Source organism: Mitsuaria sp. WAJ17, assembly GCF_014174515.1.
GTDB lineage: Bacteria > Pseudomonadota > Gammaproteobacteria > Burkholderiales > Burkholderiaceae_C > Roseateles_B.
The window spans coordinates 1-13,263 of sequence record NZ_JACJUG010000040.1; the positions used below are offsets into that span (position 1 = coordinate 1).

A 13,263-nucleotide genomic window follows, 5' to 3' on the forward strand; every position below is an offset into this window, starting at 1 on the left:
CCGGGCGCCTGCCAGCCCCTGGCCGCGCCAGGACTGGTGGCTGGCCCTGGGCGACGCGCAGCTCAATGCGCTGATCGACGACGCGCTGGCCCATGGCCTGGACCCGGCCGTGGCCGATGCCCGGCTGCGCCAGGCCCGTGCCCTGGCGGGGGCCGAGGCGGCCAGCCTGGCGCCGCAGCTCTCGGTCAACCTGGGCTGGCAGGGCGAGCGTCAGTCTTCGAAGGCCGTGGCGCCAGACCAAGGGGGCGGACAGATCAGCCGCCAGTGGCAGGCCGGACTTCAGCTGAACTGGACGCCGGATCTCTGGGGCGGCCGCCGCGCTGCCAGGACGGCAGCCCTGGGGCAGTTGCGCGTGGCCGAGGTGTCGGCACAGGACGCCCGCATGCAGCTGACCATCGCCGTCGCCCAAGCCTATATGCAGCTGGCCTACGCCCATGTGCAGGGTGACATCGCCCAGGCCGAGCAGGAGCGTGTGGCCCATGTTCAGCGCCTCACCCGGCAGCGTGTGGGCAGCGGGCTGGGCACTCAGGCCCAGCTGCGCCAGACCGACAGCGACATGGCCAGCGCCGCTCGGCAGCGCCTGACGGCACAGCGCCTGGTCAGCATGGCACAGAGCACGCTCTCCATCCTGCTGGGCCAGGGGCCTGCCCGGGGGGCGGCCATCACCCGCCCTCCCTGGCCTTCGGAGGCCCCGCTGCTGGCACCGGGCTGGCTGCCCCTGGACCTGCTGAGCCGCCGCCCCGACGTCGTGGCCGCGCGCTGGCAGGTGGAGTCGGCGCGGCTGCATGTCGAGTCCGCCAGGACGGACTTCCTGCCCAACCTGAACCTGGCGGCCCTGGTGGGCGTCGCCGCCACGCCCTGGAACGAGCTGCTGCGCAGAGGCGCCGGCATGGCCCGGCTCTCGCCGGCCCTGAACCTGCCGCTCTTCGATGGCGGTAGACGCCGAGCCGGACTGGCGCTGCAGGAGGCGCAGTACGACGAGGCCGTCGCCCACTACAACCAGACCCTGGTGCGCGCCGTCAACGAGGTCGCCGACCAGGTGCAGGCCCAGCGCTCGCTGGCCGAGCAACTGGAGCAGCAGCAGCGCGCCCGCGACGCCGCCAGCGAGGCCTGGCAACTGGCCGAGCAGCGCTACCAGGCGGGCGTGGGCAGCTATCTGGACGTCCTTTCGGTGCGCCAGCAGCTGCTGCTCGCCGAGCAAAGCCTGGCGGCCTTGCAGGCCCAGCGCATCCAGGACGGTCTGCATCTGGTGAGGGCGCTGGGCGGTGGCTTCCAGGCGGAAGGCGAACCGAGGCTCTAGCCGCCCGACGCCCCCCGCCACGACAAATCACGATGGAGAGGAAATAGCCATGAGTACTGAAAAAAACGTGTCGGGCGCCGCCCCCGCGGTTGCGGTGACGGTCAACCCGAATGAACCGGGCGGTCCGGCCTCCAGGCAGCGCAGGACGCTGCTGCTGCGGGCCCTGCTGCTGAGCGCCGGTGTCGGCGCGGCGGTCTGGGGCTTCTGGTACCAGCGGGAAGGGCGCTGGCAGGAGGAGACCGACAACGCCTATGTGCAGGGCAACCTGGTCCAGATCACGCCGCAGACCGCGGGAACGGTCGTGGCCATCGCAGCGGACGTGGGCGAGCCCGTGGGTCTGGGCCAAACCCTGGTCTCGCTGGACCGCACGGACAGCGATGTAGCCCTGTCCTCCGCCATGGCCGACCTGTCCAGCGCCATGCGCAAGGTCAAGGGGCTCTACACGCAGGAACGGGGCCTGCGCAGCACCATCCAGGCGGCCGAGGCCGATGTGCAGTCCCGCCGCGTCACCCTGGACAAGGCACGCGCCGACTACCAGCGCCGCAAGGAGCTGGCCCGCTCCGGTGCCATCTCCGACGAGGAGCTGGCCCATGCCCGCGACACCCTGTCCGCAGCGCAGAGCGCACTCACGGCCTCGCAGAGCACCGTGGCTTCGCTGGAGCAGCAGTACCAGGGCAGCAAGGCTCTGGTGGACGGCACCGTGGTGGTGTCTCACCCTGAAGTCCAGAAGGCTGCCGCGACCCTGCGCTCGGCCTACCTGGACCAGATGCGCACTGCGCTGATCGCGCCGGTGGCAGGCCATGTGGCGCAGCGCTCGGTGCAACTGGGGCAGCACGTGGCACCGGGCAGCGCGCTGATGTCGGTGCTGCCGCTGGATCAGGTCTGGGTCGAGGCCAACTTCACCGAGACCCAGTTGGCCCACATCCGCATCGGCCAGACCGCAGAGCTGCGTGCCGATGCCTATGGCGATGCCGTGAGCTACACCGGCCGCGTCGCCAGCCTGGGCCTGGGCACGGGCAGTGCCTTCTCGCCGCTGCCGGTGCAGAACGCCACGGGCAACTGGATCAAGATCGTGCAGCGCCTGCCCGTCCGCATCGAGCTGACGGACCCGAAGCAGCTGGTAAGCCATCCCCTGCGCCTAGGCCTGTCCATGCGGGCCACGGTGGACGTGCATGACGAGAGCGGCCCCATGCTGGTGGCACAGCCGCGGGCCCGCGCGGGCCTGAGCACGGACGTCTACCGCAAGCAGGTCGATGCCGTGGACGGCCTGATCGACCGCATCGTGCACGGCGGCCGGCCCGCGGTGCTGGGGGATGGGCGATGAGTGCAGCCACCGGGACGATCGCGTCGCCCTCGGCCGGCGGCGCAGCGCCCACCCCTGCGCCACCGGCGCTGGGCGGTGCCGAGTTCGCGCCGCCCAGCGTGCCCATGGCCACGGTCGGCCTCGCGCTGGCGGTGTTCATGCAGGTGCTGGACGGGACCATCGCCAACGTCTCGCTGCCCACCATCGCAGGCAACTTGGGCGTCAGCACCAACCAGAGCGCCTGGGTGATCACGACCTTCTCGGTCTGCAATGCCATCGCGCTACCGCTCACCGGCTTCCTGGTGAAGCGGGTGGGGCAGGTGCGGCTGTTCATCGCCTCCACGCTGCTCTTCACCCTGGCCTCCTTGCTGTGCGGCATGGCCCAGAGTCTGGGGGCCCTGGTGCTGTTCCGGGCGCTGCAGGGCGCGGTGGCCGGCCCCATGATCCCGACGACGCAGGCGCTGATGCTGTCCATCTATCCGCCGCACCGGCGGGGCTTCGCGCTGTCCATGATCGCGATGGTGACGGTGGTGGCGCCCATCGCCGGCCCGCTGCTGGGAGGCTGGATCACCGACAGCTACTCCTGGCAGTGGACCTTCCTGATCAACGTCCCCATAGGCTTGTTCGCGGCAGCCACCGTGCACTCCCAGATGCGCGGCAAGCCCGAGAAGACCGAGACCGTGGGCGTTGACCGCATCGGCCTGGCCACCCTGGTGCTGGGCGTGGGCGCGCTGCAGGTGCTGCTGGATAAAGGCAATGACGAGGACTGGTTTCAGTCGCCCTTCATCGTCGTGATGGCCCTGGTCGCGGCGCTGAGCCTCACGGTGTTCGTGATTTGGGAACTGCATGAACGCAATCCCATCGTCAACCTGCGGCTCTTCGCCAACCGCAACTTCGCGGCGGGCACGGTGACCCTGGTGCTGGCCTATTCCGCGTTCTTCGCGGTCAATGTGATCGTGCCTCAGTGGCTGCAGCGCACCCTGGGCTACACCGCCATCTGGGCCGGGCTGGCGGCGGCGCCCATGGGCATCCTGCCGGTTCTGATGACACCTTTCATGGGCAAGTACGCGCCGCGCTTCAATATGCGCTGGATGGTCTGCAGCGCCTTCGCCATCCTGGGCGCGGCCTCCTTCATCCGTTCGGGCTTCTTCCTGGGCGTGGACTTCGCCCATGTGGCTGCAGTGCAGCTGCTGCAGGGGCTGGGCCTGGCGCTGTTCATCATGCCCATCAACGCCATCCTGCTGTCTGACCTGAAACCGCAGGAGATCGCCGCGGCCTCTGGGCTCTCTACGTTCAGCCGCACCCTGGGCGCGAGCTTTGCGGTGTCCCTCACCTCGCTGCTGTGGGAGCGGCGCGCCGTGCTGCACCACGCCCACCTGGCCGAAAGCCTGCCGGCCGGCTCGCTGGGGCCGAGCGCCGTGCCGCTGGCGCCGGGCGATACGGCATTCGCCTTTCGACTGAACCACCAGCTGGACCAACTGGCCTACCAGATGTCGTTCAACGACGTGGCCTACGCCCTGGGCTGGGTCTTCATGCTGGCCATCGCCGTCGTGTGGCTGGCCAGGCCCCCCTTCACCCCCAAGGCGCCGCCCGGCAAGCGCTGAGCCGCCGCGGACCACCCCTCACCCCTCATGAAAGGAGAAGCCATGGACGCTGCCATTGAAGCCGCCCAAGTGTTCGAAATGGACGGATTCCCCGTCGTCACTTTCCGCAATGAAGCCATCCGGCCCGGCTATGCCACACGCTGGGCCCGGGAGATGGAGGCCCTGGTCGCCCGTGCAGAGGCCTTCGTGCTGCTCTTCCTGCCCGAGCGTCCGCAGGAGACGCTGGAGGACCGCAAGCAGCGTGCGCTGTGGCTGAAGTCGAACAAGGACGCGCTGTCCGAGCACTGCCTCGCCCTCATCACGGTCGAGCCGGACCCACAAGAGCGGGCCCAGGCCGCCAAGGAGGCCCAGGCCATGCAGAAGGCCTTCGGCCTGTTGCTGGTGAGCGTCGCCAGCGAGGACGAGGCCCGGGACCTGGCCCGCAATCTGCTCGCGGCCTGAGCACGAGGATCAATCCAACCAAGGAAGCTGACGTGACCCAATCAATGAAAAAAGCACCGGCGCTGCGCCGTTCCTGGCTCTTTCTCGCCGGAGCCGACAGGCAGGCCCTTATCGACGGCATCCCTACCGGCGCCGACGTGCTGGTGCAGGAGCTTGAGACCTTCACCCCGCCGGCCCGCCGGTCCGAAGCCCGCCAGCTCAGCGGCGACGTGCTCAACGCCTGGCGCGAGGCCGGCATCATGACCTCGGTCCGCGTCAACCCGCTGGAGAACGGCGGCATGGAGGATCTCGAGGCCGTCATGCGACACCGGCCGGACATCATCATGATGTCCTTCATCTCCACGCCCATGCAGGTCGTGGCCCTGGATCAGGCCGTGAGCCACTACGAGCGCGAATACGGCATCCCCACGGGCTCCACCGAGCTGGTGCCCAATATCGAGAGCACTCAGGGCCTGATCAACACCATGGCTATCGCCAAGTGCAGCGCCCGCGTCAGTGCCTTGCTGGTCGCGACCGAGGACATGGTGGCCGACATGGGCGCCCGCCGCACCCGCGCCGGCCATGAGCTGGACTATGTGCGCTCGCGCTTCCTCGTGGAGTGTGCGGCCGTGGGCATGCCATCCATCGACTGCCCCTACAGCTACTCCGACAACGAGGGCGCCGAGCTGGACATGCAGCGCTGCCGCGACCTGGGCTTCCGTTCCAAGGCCATCGTCAATGCGCAGTTCGTGCCCGTGGTCAACCGCTGGCTGACGCCGTCCGGCGCGGAACTGGCCCTGGCCCGCCGCGTCGTCGAGACCTTCGATGAGGCCCGCAGCCGGTCCGGCGGCAAGCGTGTGCCGGCGGCTGTTGTTGACGGTTTCCTGGCCGAGATCCCCGATTACCTCGCCGCCCAGCGCCTGATCGCGCGGGCCATTCAATTTGGCATGGAGTGAAGTCCCAATGGAATCCCTGATCCAACGTTTCAAGTCGCTGCCGGTGCTGACGGGCCAGCTCTCCGACTTCGACACCTCGGCCGTGCCCGCCACGCCCCAGGCCTTGTTCATGCAGTGGCTTGACGACGCCGTGGCACGCGGCGTGAACGAGCCGCAGGTCACCACGCTGTCCACGGTCGATCCCGACGGCGCGCCCGACGCCCGCTCGGTGATGCTGCTGGACGTGGGCGAGGAGGGCTGGCATTTCGCTGCCAATGCCGCCAGCCCCAAGGGCCGTCAGATGGCTCGCCAGCCGCAGGCGGCCATGACCTTCTACTGGCCGGGCACCGCCCGCCAGATCCGCCTGCGGGGTGAGGTGCATCCGCTGCCTCGCGAGGCCGGGCTGGCAGACTTCCGCAGCCGGCCAGAGAAATCCCGGGCCGCCATCCTGGCCGCCCGCCAGAGCGAGGTGCTGGAGCATGCGGCCGATCTGGATCGCGCGCTGGCGCAGCATCTGGCCCGCATCCAGGAAGAGCCGGAACTGGCCTCCGAGCATTGGACCATGTACGCGCTCAAGCCCCTGGACGTCGAGTTCTGGCAGTCCAACGACCAGCGCCGCTTTACCCGCCTGCGCTACCGCCGCCAGGGCCAGCAGTGGACCCGACAGCTGCTGTGGCCATGAGCAGCGACAGCCTCCTTGGCCAGGCCCTGCAGGCCGGCGGCAGGGGCGATGCGGCCGGCACGGGGACGCGGCTCGTGCATGCGGGGCGGGACCCGATGCGCTACCACGGCTTCGTCAACACGCCCGTGTTCCGCGCCTCCACGGTCCTGAGTCCCACCGTGCGCGACCTGTTGGGCCGCACCCAGCCCTACATCTACGGCCGGCGCGGCACGCCCACCTCGGAAGCCTTGGAGCGCGCTCTGTGCGAACTTGAGGGTGGGGCCGGGGTGGTGCTGTGCCCCTCGGGCCTGTCGGCCTGCACACTGGCCCTTCTGTCCTGCCTGAAGCCGGGCGACCATGTGCTGGTGACCGACGCGGTCTACGGCCCCGTGCGCCACGCCTGCGATGGCCTGCTGCACCGCCTGGGCATCCAGGTGAGCTACTTCCCGCCGGGAAGCGGTGCGGAGCTGGGCAGCTGGGTGCGTGAGAATACGCGCGCGCTCTACCTGGAATCGCCCGGTTCGCACAGCATGGAGGTGCAGGACGTTCCCGCGTTGGTGGGCATGGCCCGTGAGCACGGGCTGCGCGTGATCGCAGACTGCAGCTGGGCCACGCCCCTGTTCTTCCAGGCACATGCCGTTGGCGTTGACCTCGTCATCCAGGCTGGCACCAAGTACCTGCTGGGGCATTCCGATGGCATGCTGGGCACGGTGTCGGCGTCCGCGGCGGCCTGGCCCTCGCTCAAGGCCCTTCACGGTGACCTGGGCCTGTGCGCGGGCCCCGATGAGATCTTCCTGGCCCTGCGCGGTCTGCGCTCTTTGCAGGTGCGTCTGAAGCAGCATGAGCAGGGGGCGCTGGTCGTCGCGCGCTGGCTGCGGCAGCAGGAGGAGGTGGCCCGCGTGCTGCATCCGGCCCTGGAGGGCAGCCCGGGCCACGCCCTGTGGAAGCGCGACTTCTGCGGCTCCTCAGGCCTGTTCACCGTGGTCCTGAAGCCCGTGCCCTTTGCCGCGGTGGAGGCCCTTCTGGACGGGCTGCGGCTCTTCGGCCTGGGCTACTCCTGGGGCGGCTACGAGAGCCTGGCCCTGCCGCTGGACGCCTCCGAGGGCCGCCTGCGCGCCCTGTGCGATCCGGGCTGCCAGTGCGTGCGGCTGCACATCGGGCTGGAGGATCCGCAGGACCTCATCGCTGACCTGCGTGACGGCCTGGACCGCATGCAGGCCGTGGACATGGATTCTTTGTTGTAGATCACTTGTAAATGGGGAGGCAGGCATGTTGACCGTTTGGGGACGGCGCAGTTCCTTCAATGTGCAGAAGGTGATGTGGCTGGTCGGTGAGTTGGGCCTGGCCCATCGCCATGTGCCATTGGGGGGGGATTTCGGCGGCTGCGACACGCCCGCCTTTGAGCAGCTCAATCCGCACCAGCGCATCCCGGTAGTCCAGCAGGACGGCGAGGTGGTGTGGGAGTCCCACGCCATCCTGCGCTACCTGGCCGCGCGCCACGGCGGCGAAGCCTTCTGGCCGGCGGACGCCTACAGGCGCTCCCTGAGCGAGCGCTGGATGGACTGGAGCCAGAGCACGCTGGAGCCGGATCTGATGCTGGGCCTGTTCTGGGCCCTGGTGCGCACGCCGGAAGGCGCGCGCGACTGGCCGCTGATCCGGGCCAAGCTGGGCCTCAGCGTGCAGCACCTGCAGCGCCTCAATGGCATCCTGGCGCATCAGCCTTACCTCAGCGGCCAACAGTTTGGCCTGGGCGACATCCCGGCCGGGGCCACGCTGTACCGCTATTTCACGATGGACATCGTCCGGCCCGCGTTGCCCCATGTGGCGGCCTGGTACGAACGCCTGCGCGAACGGCCGGCGTATCGTGAGCACGTCATGGTGTCCTTCGAGGAGCTGAGGGGCCGCCCGGACCGCAGCGCCCTGGCCCTCAGCGTGGAGCTGCCATGAAGCGCCCCGTGCTCCTGGTGCTGCACAGGCAGCAGTCCTCGCCTGGGCGTGTCGGCCGGCTGCTGGCGCAGAAGGGCTATGCCCTGGATATGCGGCGGCCGCCATTGGGCGAACGCCTGCCGGCCTCTCTAGACGGGCACAGCGGCGCGATCGTGTTCGGCGGCCCCATGAGCGCCAATGACCCGGACTCATGGCTGCGCGAGGAGGCTGACTGGATCGGCGTGGCGCTACGCGAGCAGCGGCCCTTCCTGGGCATCTGCCTGGGCGCCCAGCTGCTGGCCCGCCACCTGGGGGCGCCGATACGTGCCCGGGAGGACGGGCAGGTCGAGATCGGCTACTGGCCGATACGCCCGACCGCGCTGGGGCGCACGCTGGGCCCTTGGCCGGACCGGGTCTACCACTGGCATCGGGAAGGTTTTGGGCTGGCCGCGGGCATGGAGCGGCTGGCGGCGGGGGAGGTCTTTGAGAACCAGGCGGTGCGCTATGGCGATGCGGCCTACGGCCTGCAGTTCCACCCCGAGGTCAGCTTCCAGACCATGAACCGCTGGGCCCAGTCTGCGGAGCACAAGCTGTCAACGCCGGGCGCCCAGCAACTGTCCCAGCAGCGACTGCAAGGCAGCCGCCATGACAGGGCTGGGGTGGCCTGGCTCAGCGGTTTTCTGGACCACTGGCTGGCCCAGCAGCCCTGAGGCCACCGCCAGGGGAGGAGGGCATCGGCTTGTCACCTGAACGCGGGATGAGACTGAGTCGCTGCCTCGCCGCTGAGCAGACCTGGTGCAATAAAATACACAGCAACTCGCATTTTTGCGGCGCCTCCCGTATCCCGCACCTGGCGACGATCGTCTGGAGCCCCGCGCCCCGGCGGCCGACTCCCGGGCCCGAACGGCTCTTGAGTCCTGCTCGTGTCCGTCGCACGAGGGGGGCGCCTGCGATTCCCCGATGCCCTGGCATCTTGTCTCCCCAATATAACGCGATGCCCAACCAGCAAGCAGGTCCTCGAAAGATCCCGAGCCAGGCCCGGTCTCGTCGCATGGTGGACGCCATTCTGGAAGCCGCTGCCGGCGTGCTGGCGGAACGCGGCTATGCCGGCACCAGCACCAATCTCGTGGCCGAACGCGCCGGCGTGAGCGTGGGGTCCGTTTACCAGTATTTTCCTAACAAGGACTCTCTGGTCGCCGCGCTGCACGAGCGCCATGCCGGCCAGATGTACCAGGTCATCGAGGCCGTTCTGGGCACGGGGCAGCGGGGTAATCTGCGCAGCCAGGTGGAGGCCATGGTCCGGGCACTGATGGCGGCCCATATGGTCGAGCCTCGGCTGCACCGGGTGCTGGAGCAGGAACTGCCTTTTTTCGAGGTGCCCAAGGCCAACGACAGCCCTTCAGACAGGGGCATCTTCTCCAGGGTCCAGCAGCTCCTGGAACAGCACAGGGCTGACATCGTGCCCCAGGACATCCAACTGGCTGCCTGGGTGATCCAGCGCATCATCGAATCCATGGTGCATGCGGCCGTCATCGAGCCGCCGCTGGGCTTCTCCATGCCCGAGATCGAACGGTCCATCGTCGATGCCGTGCTGGGCTACCTGGGTGTGCACTGAGTCCACCCATTCAGGAGGCGCGCCTTGCCGGCGGCTCAACACCCCGCCAGCGGCCCGGGTGGCGGGCGCCCGGCTTGCCCGGACAAGCGATTCCACCGCCCAAGGGGACCCTTATGACCCTCCACCCCGCCCCGGCCCGTCGCGACTTCAGCGCCTGCATCGCCGCCTGCCACGCCTGCGCTGCCGCCTGCGACCGCTGTGCTGCTGCCTGCCTGCGCGAAGCCGAGCTCCCCATGCTTTCGGGCTGCATTGCCCTGGACCTGGACTGCGCCGCCCTCTGTCGCCTGTGTGCCGGCCTCATGGCGCGTGACAGCGAATTCAGCGCCACGCTCTGCCAACGCTGCGCCGAGGTCTGCGACGCCTGCGCCAGCCGCTGCGCTCCCCATCCATACGAGCACTGCCAGCATTGCGCCGAGGCCTGTCGCCGCTGTGCCCAGGCCTGCCAGCAGATGGCTGCCTGACGCCCGTCCAGGCCGCCTCAGAACAGCATGCCCAGCACCGCGGCCTTCAGTGCGGCCTGCGTCTTGTTTGTCGAGTTGAGCTTCAGGGTGGCCTTGGCCACGTGGAAGTTGATGGTGCGCTTGGTCAGGCCGAGGATCAGCGCGATCTCCGACGAGGTTTTGCCATCGGCGGTCCATTTCAGGATGGTGCGCTCGCGTTCGCTCAGTTGCGAATCCGGGCGGTGGAAGAGCTGTGGCAGGCGCCGCTTCAGCAATCCGGCATGGAGATCCTGGCAGAAGGCCTGCAGGCTGGCCGACTTCCGGGCGTACTCGTCCAGCGAGACCGGCTCCTGTGCACGGGCCAGGGTCATCGCCCCAATGACGCCGTGCTCAGTGCGGACCGGCAGCGTACAGCCATGGCGCATGCCGCGCCTGAGGGCCTCCTGCCAGAAGGGCGCCGGCGCCTGCTGGCTGCCCGAATCCCAGAGCCAGGGGCTGCTATGACCCTGGGCATGCCGGATCCAGGGATCGGACTCGGCGAAGTTCTGTGTCGAATAGGCCGCCAGCCAGCCCTCGGGGCAGTTGCCGGCCTGGATGACCGTCGGGCGGGTCATGGGGGGATAGACATGGGCCAGGTACAGGCAGTGGTTAAAGCCCTGTCGGCTGGCGAAAGCCGCCATGGCTTGCTCGCATTCCGTGTTCTCAAACCCAGCCCCGCAGTGCGGCAGGCCGCCCTCTAAATGGATGATTCCTTGCACCTATGACTCCCTGTTTCATCGAGATGGCTTGCTCAGTAAATGACTAAGTGCTCGCGTTTTTGCGCATTCTCTGGGGTCAACCCGCACGCGAAGTAACTAAACGTATCAATTCCCGCGACGAGCAGCGGCAAATCACCCAAAGAGTGCTCTGCATTGGACTTCTACTCGAACTTCATTTGGTTACATGTTGATTGAATTGATCGAGAAAATGCGCGTTAATCCGCGCCGAAAGCTCCGTCTACGTGTGAATTTTTACTTCAATTACGCGAGCAAACAATCAATTGCATGGCTTGCCGAACACGGGCGTGACACAGCAAAAGCAAGGGGATCTGAGAAGGGGATCTGCGACGGAGCGTGGGCGCCCAACGCACCCGCGCTGCACGCTGTGCCCGCCAGGCAAGGGCGGGTCGCTTTCGCGAAAGGATGCTGGCGCGAAGAGGCTGGAAAAGGAGCAGGAAATGACGCCGTGCAGGCTTGGCGCGAGTGCCTAGCGGCTCCAGGCTGCACGGAAGCGGCCCAGCAGTCTCAGTTCGCTGCAGTGCGAAGCAGCATCGCGCAAGGCCTGCTGAACGTCCTCGCTGTCCGCGAGGGCGCAGAGCGTGAAATGGAAACGATAGTGCCAGCCCTCCACCCGGGCCGGCCGTGAACACCAATGCCCGATGCCGATGTCCCGGTGTGCCAGAGGCATCAGCAGGTCCAGAAGGCTGCCGGTCCTTTGCGGCAGGACCACGGCCACCATCACGCGGTCGTCCCTTCCGTCGGATGGGTGGTGGGTCGGCGCGATGAGGCCGTATCGGACGAAGGTCGGCGTCGAAGCGCCGTCGGTCGTCTCATGCATCAACTCGCCCACGACCTTGACCCCGCCAGCGAACAGCAGGTCATGGCTGCGGTTGACCATGCCCTCCTGGCTGCTTTCAAGGGGCAGCAGTCCCATCGCGCAGTCCCCCTGAGCGACGGCGGCGTGGACAGCATCCAGACTGCCGCAGACCTGTCGCTGCGCCTGCGTGCCCAAGTGGCGGCTCAGAACCGAGCCGCCTTCCCAGGACTCAGCGTGGGCAATGCACCGCCCAGCCAGGGCGCGGGCCCAGGGGGCACTGGTCGAGCGACTCATCGAGGTCAGGCCGCCGGAGCCCGCGCCACTGCGGGCATCGGTGCATGGGCCGCGGCCTGCTGCGGGCGCGACATCTGGTTGAAGATGTTCTTGCGATGCATTTCCTCGGTGCCACCGACGCTGGCGAAGCCCAGGGCGTCCCGCATCAGCTGCGCCACCGGCCCGTCCTGGTAGCCGCGGCTGCCATGGAGGCGGACCAGGTCCAGTGCACTGCGTATCAGGTCCTCCGAGCCCACCAGCTTGGCCACCGAGCAGGCCAGCAGGGCGTCCGCCTCTTCGTTGATCAGCTTGCCGACCGCCGCGAGGGCGGTCCAGCGGCTGCGCTCCATGCCGATGCGGATGTCCGTCAGCCGGCGCTGAACGTACTGGTGCTCGACGATGGCTTCCTTGAAGCTCTGGCGCCCGCGAGCGTACTGCAGGGCCTCATCGAGGAAGGGGCTCACGAGGTGGGCGGCCACCAAACCGTAGTAGGCGCGGCCCAGGGAGATGATGTCCACCAGCTGCCGCAGGCCCCGTCGAGCATCGCCCAGCACCTGCGCCTGCGGGATGAACACGTCATGGAACTCCATGCTGCCGGTGGGCAGGTCGGTATTGCCCAGCTTGCGATCGCCGGGCCCGATCACGAGGCCCGGCGCGCCTTGGTCCAGGAACACCAGGGCCACCGCCTCCGGCGCCTCGGCATGCCGGCAGACGATCAGCGAGAAGGCGGCCATGGGCGCGTGCGCGATGTTGTACTTGCTGCCCGTCAGGCGGTAGCCGCCAGGGCAGGGCGTGAGGGTGCTGGCGATGCTGCGCACATCGGTGCCAGTGCCCGGCTCGGCAATGCCCGTCGCGCAGAGCTCGCCACGGGCGAGCATCGGCAGGTAGCGGTCCTTCTGGGCCTCGCTGCCGTGGCGCTGCAAGCCGCGCACCATGCCGGCCTGAGCGATCGCCGACAGCAGCAGGGCTGGGCAGCGCACCGTCTGCGCCAGGCCCTCCAGCGCCGCGGTGAAGTCCCACCATGCGCCGGCATGGCCCTCGCGCTGCCCCAGGATCTCCCAGAGACCGGCCGCGCGCAGGCGCTGCCAGCGTGCGGCGTCAAAGTCCTGGCGCGGCCCCATGCCGGCGATCTCCTGGCCCAGCGCCTGGTAGCGCCGCTGCAAGGCCGCTTGAGTTTCGGACCACTGCATCATCATGGTGGATCTCCTGCC

At 68.5% G+C, this 13,263-nt stretch carries 14 protein-coding genes; 11 read left to right on the forward strand and 3 right to left on the reverse strand.

The features are described from left to right. The 11 genes from H5407_RS21570 to H5407_RS21620 all read left to right on the forward strand — a co-directional run. Positions 1 to 1,300 (forward strand): efflux transporter outer membrane subunit (locus H5407_RS21570; RefSeq protein WP_183106565.1); only part of this gene is annotated, 1,300 nt, incomplete at its 5' end. A gap of 766 nt (positions 1,301 to 2,066) precedes the next feature. After that, positions 2,067 to 2,624, forward strand: coding sequence for an efflux RND transporter periplasmic adaptor subunit (locus H5407_RS24900; protein WP_404935651.1), 558 nt, complete (start codon positions 2,067 to 2,069; stop codon positions 2,622 to 2,624). After that, a complete protein-coding gene (locus tag H5407_RS21580; RefSeq protein WP_183106567.1) occupies positions 2,621 to 4,207 on the forward strand; it encodes a DHA2 family efflux MFS transporter permease subunit in 1,587 nt (528 codons plus the stop codon). The genes H5407_RS24900 and H5407_RS21580 overlap by 4 nt, the downstream gene beginning before the upstream one ends. A gap of 42 nt (positions 4,208 to 4,249) precedes the next feature. Next, a complete protein-coding gene (locus H5407_RS21585; RefSeq protein ID WP_255501383.1) occupies positions 4,250 to 4,648 on the forward strand; it encodes a hypothetical protein in 399 nt (132 codons plus the stop codon). 32 nt (positions 4,649 to 4,680) lie between these two features. After that, positions 4,681 to 5,583, forward strand: coding sequence for a CoA ester lyase (locus H5407_RS21590; protein WP_183106569.1), 903 nt, complete (start codon positions 4,681 to 4,683; stop codon positions 5,581 to 5,583). A gap of 7 nt (positions 5,584 to 5,590) precedes the next feature. Next, positions 5,591 to 6,244 carry a pyridoxal 5'-phosphate synthase gene (locus H5407_RS21595; protein WP_183106570.1) on the forward strand — a complete coding sequence of 218 codons (654 nt, stop codon included), beginning with the start codon at positions 5,591 to 5,593 and terminating at the stop codon, positions 6,242 to 6,244. Next, positions 6,241 to 7,467 (forward strand): cystathionine beta-lyase, encoded by a 1,227-nt coding sequence (metC, locus tag H5407_RS21600; RefSeq protein ID WP_183106571.1) that lies wholly within the window; start codon positions 6,241 to 6,243, stop codon positions 7,465 to 7,467. Before H5407_RS21595 ends, metC begins: the two co-directional genes overlap by 4 nt. A gap of 25 nt (positions 7,468 to 7,492) precedes the next feature. After that, entirely contained in the window at positions 7,493 to 8,170 is a 678-nt protein-coding gene (locus H5407_RS21605; RefSeq protein WP_183106572.1) for a glutathione S-transferase family protein, read from the forward strand. Then, complete coding sequence (locus H5407_RS21610; protein WP_183106573.1) at positions 8,167 to 8,859, forward strand: glutamine amidotransferase; 693 nt, start codon at positions 8,167 to 8,169, stop codon at positions 8,857 to 8,859. The genes H5407_RS21605 and H5407_RS21610 overlap by 4 nt, the downstream gene beginning before the upstream one ends. A 341-nt stretch (positions 8,860 to 9,200) precedes the next feature. Then, entirely contained in the window at positions 9,201 to 9,764 is a 564-nt protein-coding gene (locus H5407_RS21615; protein WP_255501384.1) for a TetR/AcrR family transcriptional regulator, read from the forward strand. Between the two features lie 113 nt (positions 9,765 to 9,877). Further along, positions 9,878 to 10,225 (forward strand): four-helix bundle copper-binding protein, encoded by a 348-nt coding sequence (locus H5407_RS21620; protein ID WP_183106575.1) that lies wholly within the window; start codon positions 9,878 to 9,880, stop codon positions 10,223 to 10,225. 17 nt (positions 10,226 to 10,242) lie between these two features. On the opposite strand, the gene H5407_RS21625 is transcribed toward H5407_RS21620, so the two are convergent. The 3 genes from H5407_RS21625 to H5407_RS21635 all read right to left on the reverse strand — a co-directional run bounded on the left by H5407_RS21625 (position 10,243) and on the right by H5407_RS21635 (position 13,248). Then, positions 10,243 to 10,962 (reverse strand): autoinducer binding domain-containing protein, encoded by a 720-nt coding sequence (locus H5407_RS21625; RefSeq protein WP_310737687.1) that lies wholly within the window; start codon positions 10,960 to 10,962, stop codon positions 10,243 to 10,245. 487 nt (positions 10,963 to 11,449) lie between these two features. Then, a complete protein-coding gene (locus H5407_RS21630) occupies positions 11,450 to 12,073 on the reverse strand; it encodes a prephenate dehydratase domain-containing protein (protein ID WP_183106577.1) in 624 nt (207 codons plus the stop codon). 5 nt (positions 12,074 to 12,078) lie between these two features. After that, the gene (locus tag H5407_RS21635) at positions 12,079 to 13,248 is read right to left on the reverse strand and encodes an acyl-CoA dehydrogenase family protein (RefSeq protein WP_183106578.1); all 1,170 of its coding nucleotides are present in this window, start codon (positions 13,246 to 13,248) and stop codon (positions 12,079 to 12,081) included. Positions 13,249 to 13,263: the final 15 nt, after the last annotated feature.

Bases quoted from the DNA above. Each gene is read 5' to 3' on its own strand.
- H5407_RS24900 (WP_404935651.1), top strand. From the start codon at position 2,067: ATGCGCACTGCGCTGATCGCGCCGGTGGCAGGCCATGTGGCGCAGCGC.
- H5407_RS21580 (WP_183106567.1), top strand. From the start codon at position 2,621: ATGAGTGCAGCCACCGGGACGATCGCGTCGCCCTCGGCCGGCGGCGCA.
- H5407_RS21585 (WP_255501383.1), top strand. From the start codon at position 4,250: ATGGACGCTGCCATTGAAGCCGCCCAAGTGTTCGAAATGGACGGATTC.
- H5407_RS21595 (WP_183106570.1), top strand. From the start codon at position 5,591: ATGGAATCCCTGATCCAACGTTTCAAGTCGCTGCCGGTGCTGACGGGC.
- metC (WP_183106571.1), top strand. From the start codon at position 6,241: ATGAGCAGCGACAGCCTCCTTGGCCAGGCCCTGCAGGCCGGCGGCAGG.
- H5407_RS21605 (WP_183106572.1), top strand. From the start codon at position 7,493: ATGTTGACCGTTTGGGGACGGCGCAGTTCCTTCAATGTGCAGAAGGTG.
- H5407_RS21610 (WP_183106573.1), top strand. From the start codon at position 8,167: ATGAAGCGCCCCGTGCTCCTGGTGCTGCACAGGCAGCAGTCCTCGCCT.
- H5407_RS21615 (WP_255501384.1), top strand. From the start codon at position 9,201: ATGGTGGACGCCATTCTGGAAGCCGCTGCCGGCGTGCTGGCGGAACGC.
- H5407_RS21620 (WP_183106575.1), top strand. From the start codon at position 9,878: ATGACCCTCCACCCCGCCCCGGCCCGTCGCGACTTCAGCGCCTGCATC.
- H5407_RS21630 (WP_183106577.1), bottom strand. From the start codon at position 12,073: ATGAGTCGCTCGACCAGTGCCCCCTGGGCCCGCGCCCTGGCTGGGCGG.
- H5407_RS21635 (WP_183106578.1), bottom strand. From the start codon at position 13,248: ATGATGATGCAGTGGTCCGAAACTCAAGCGGCCTTGCAGCGGCGCTAC.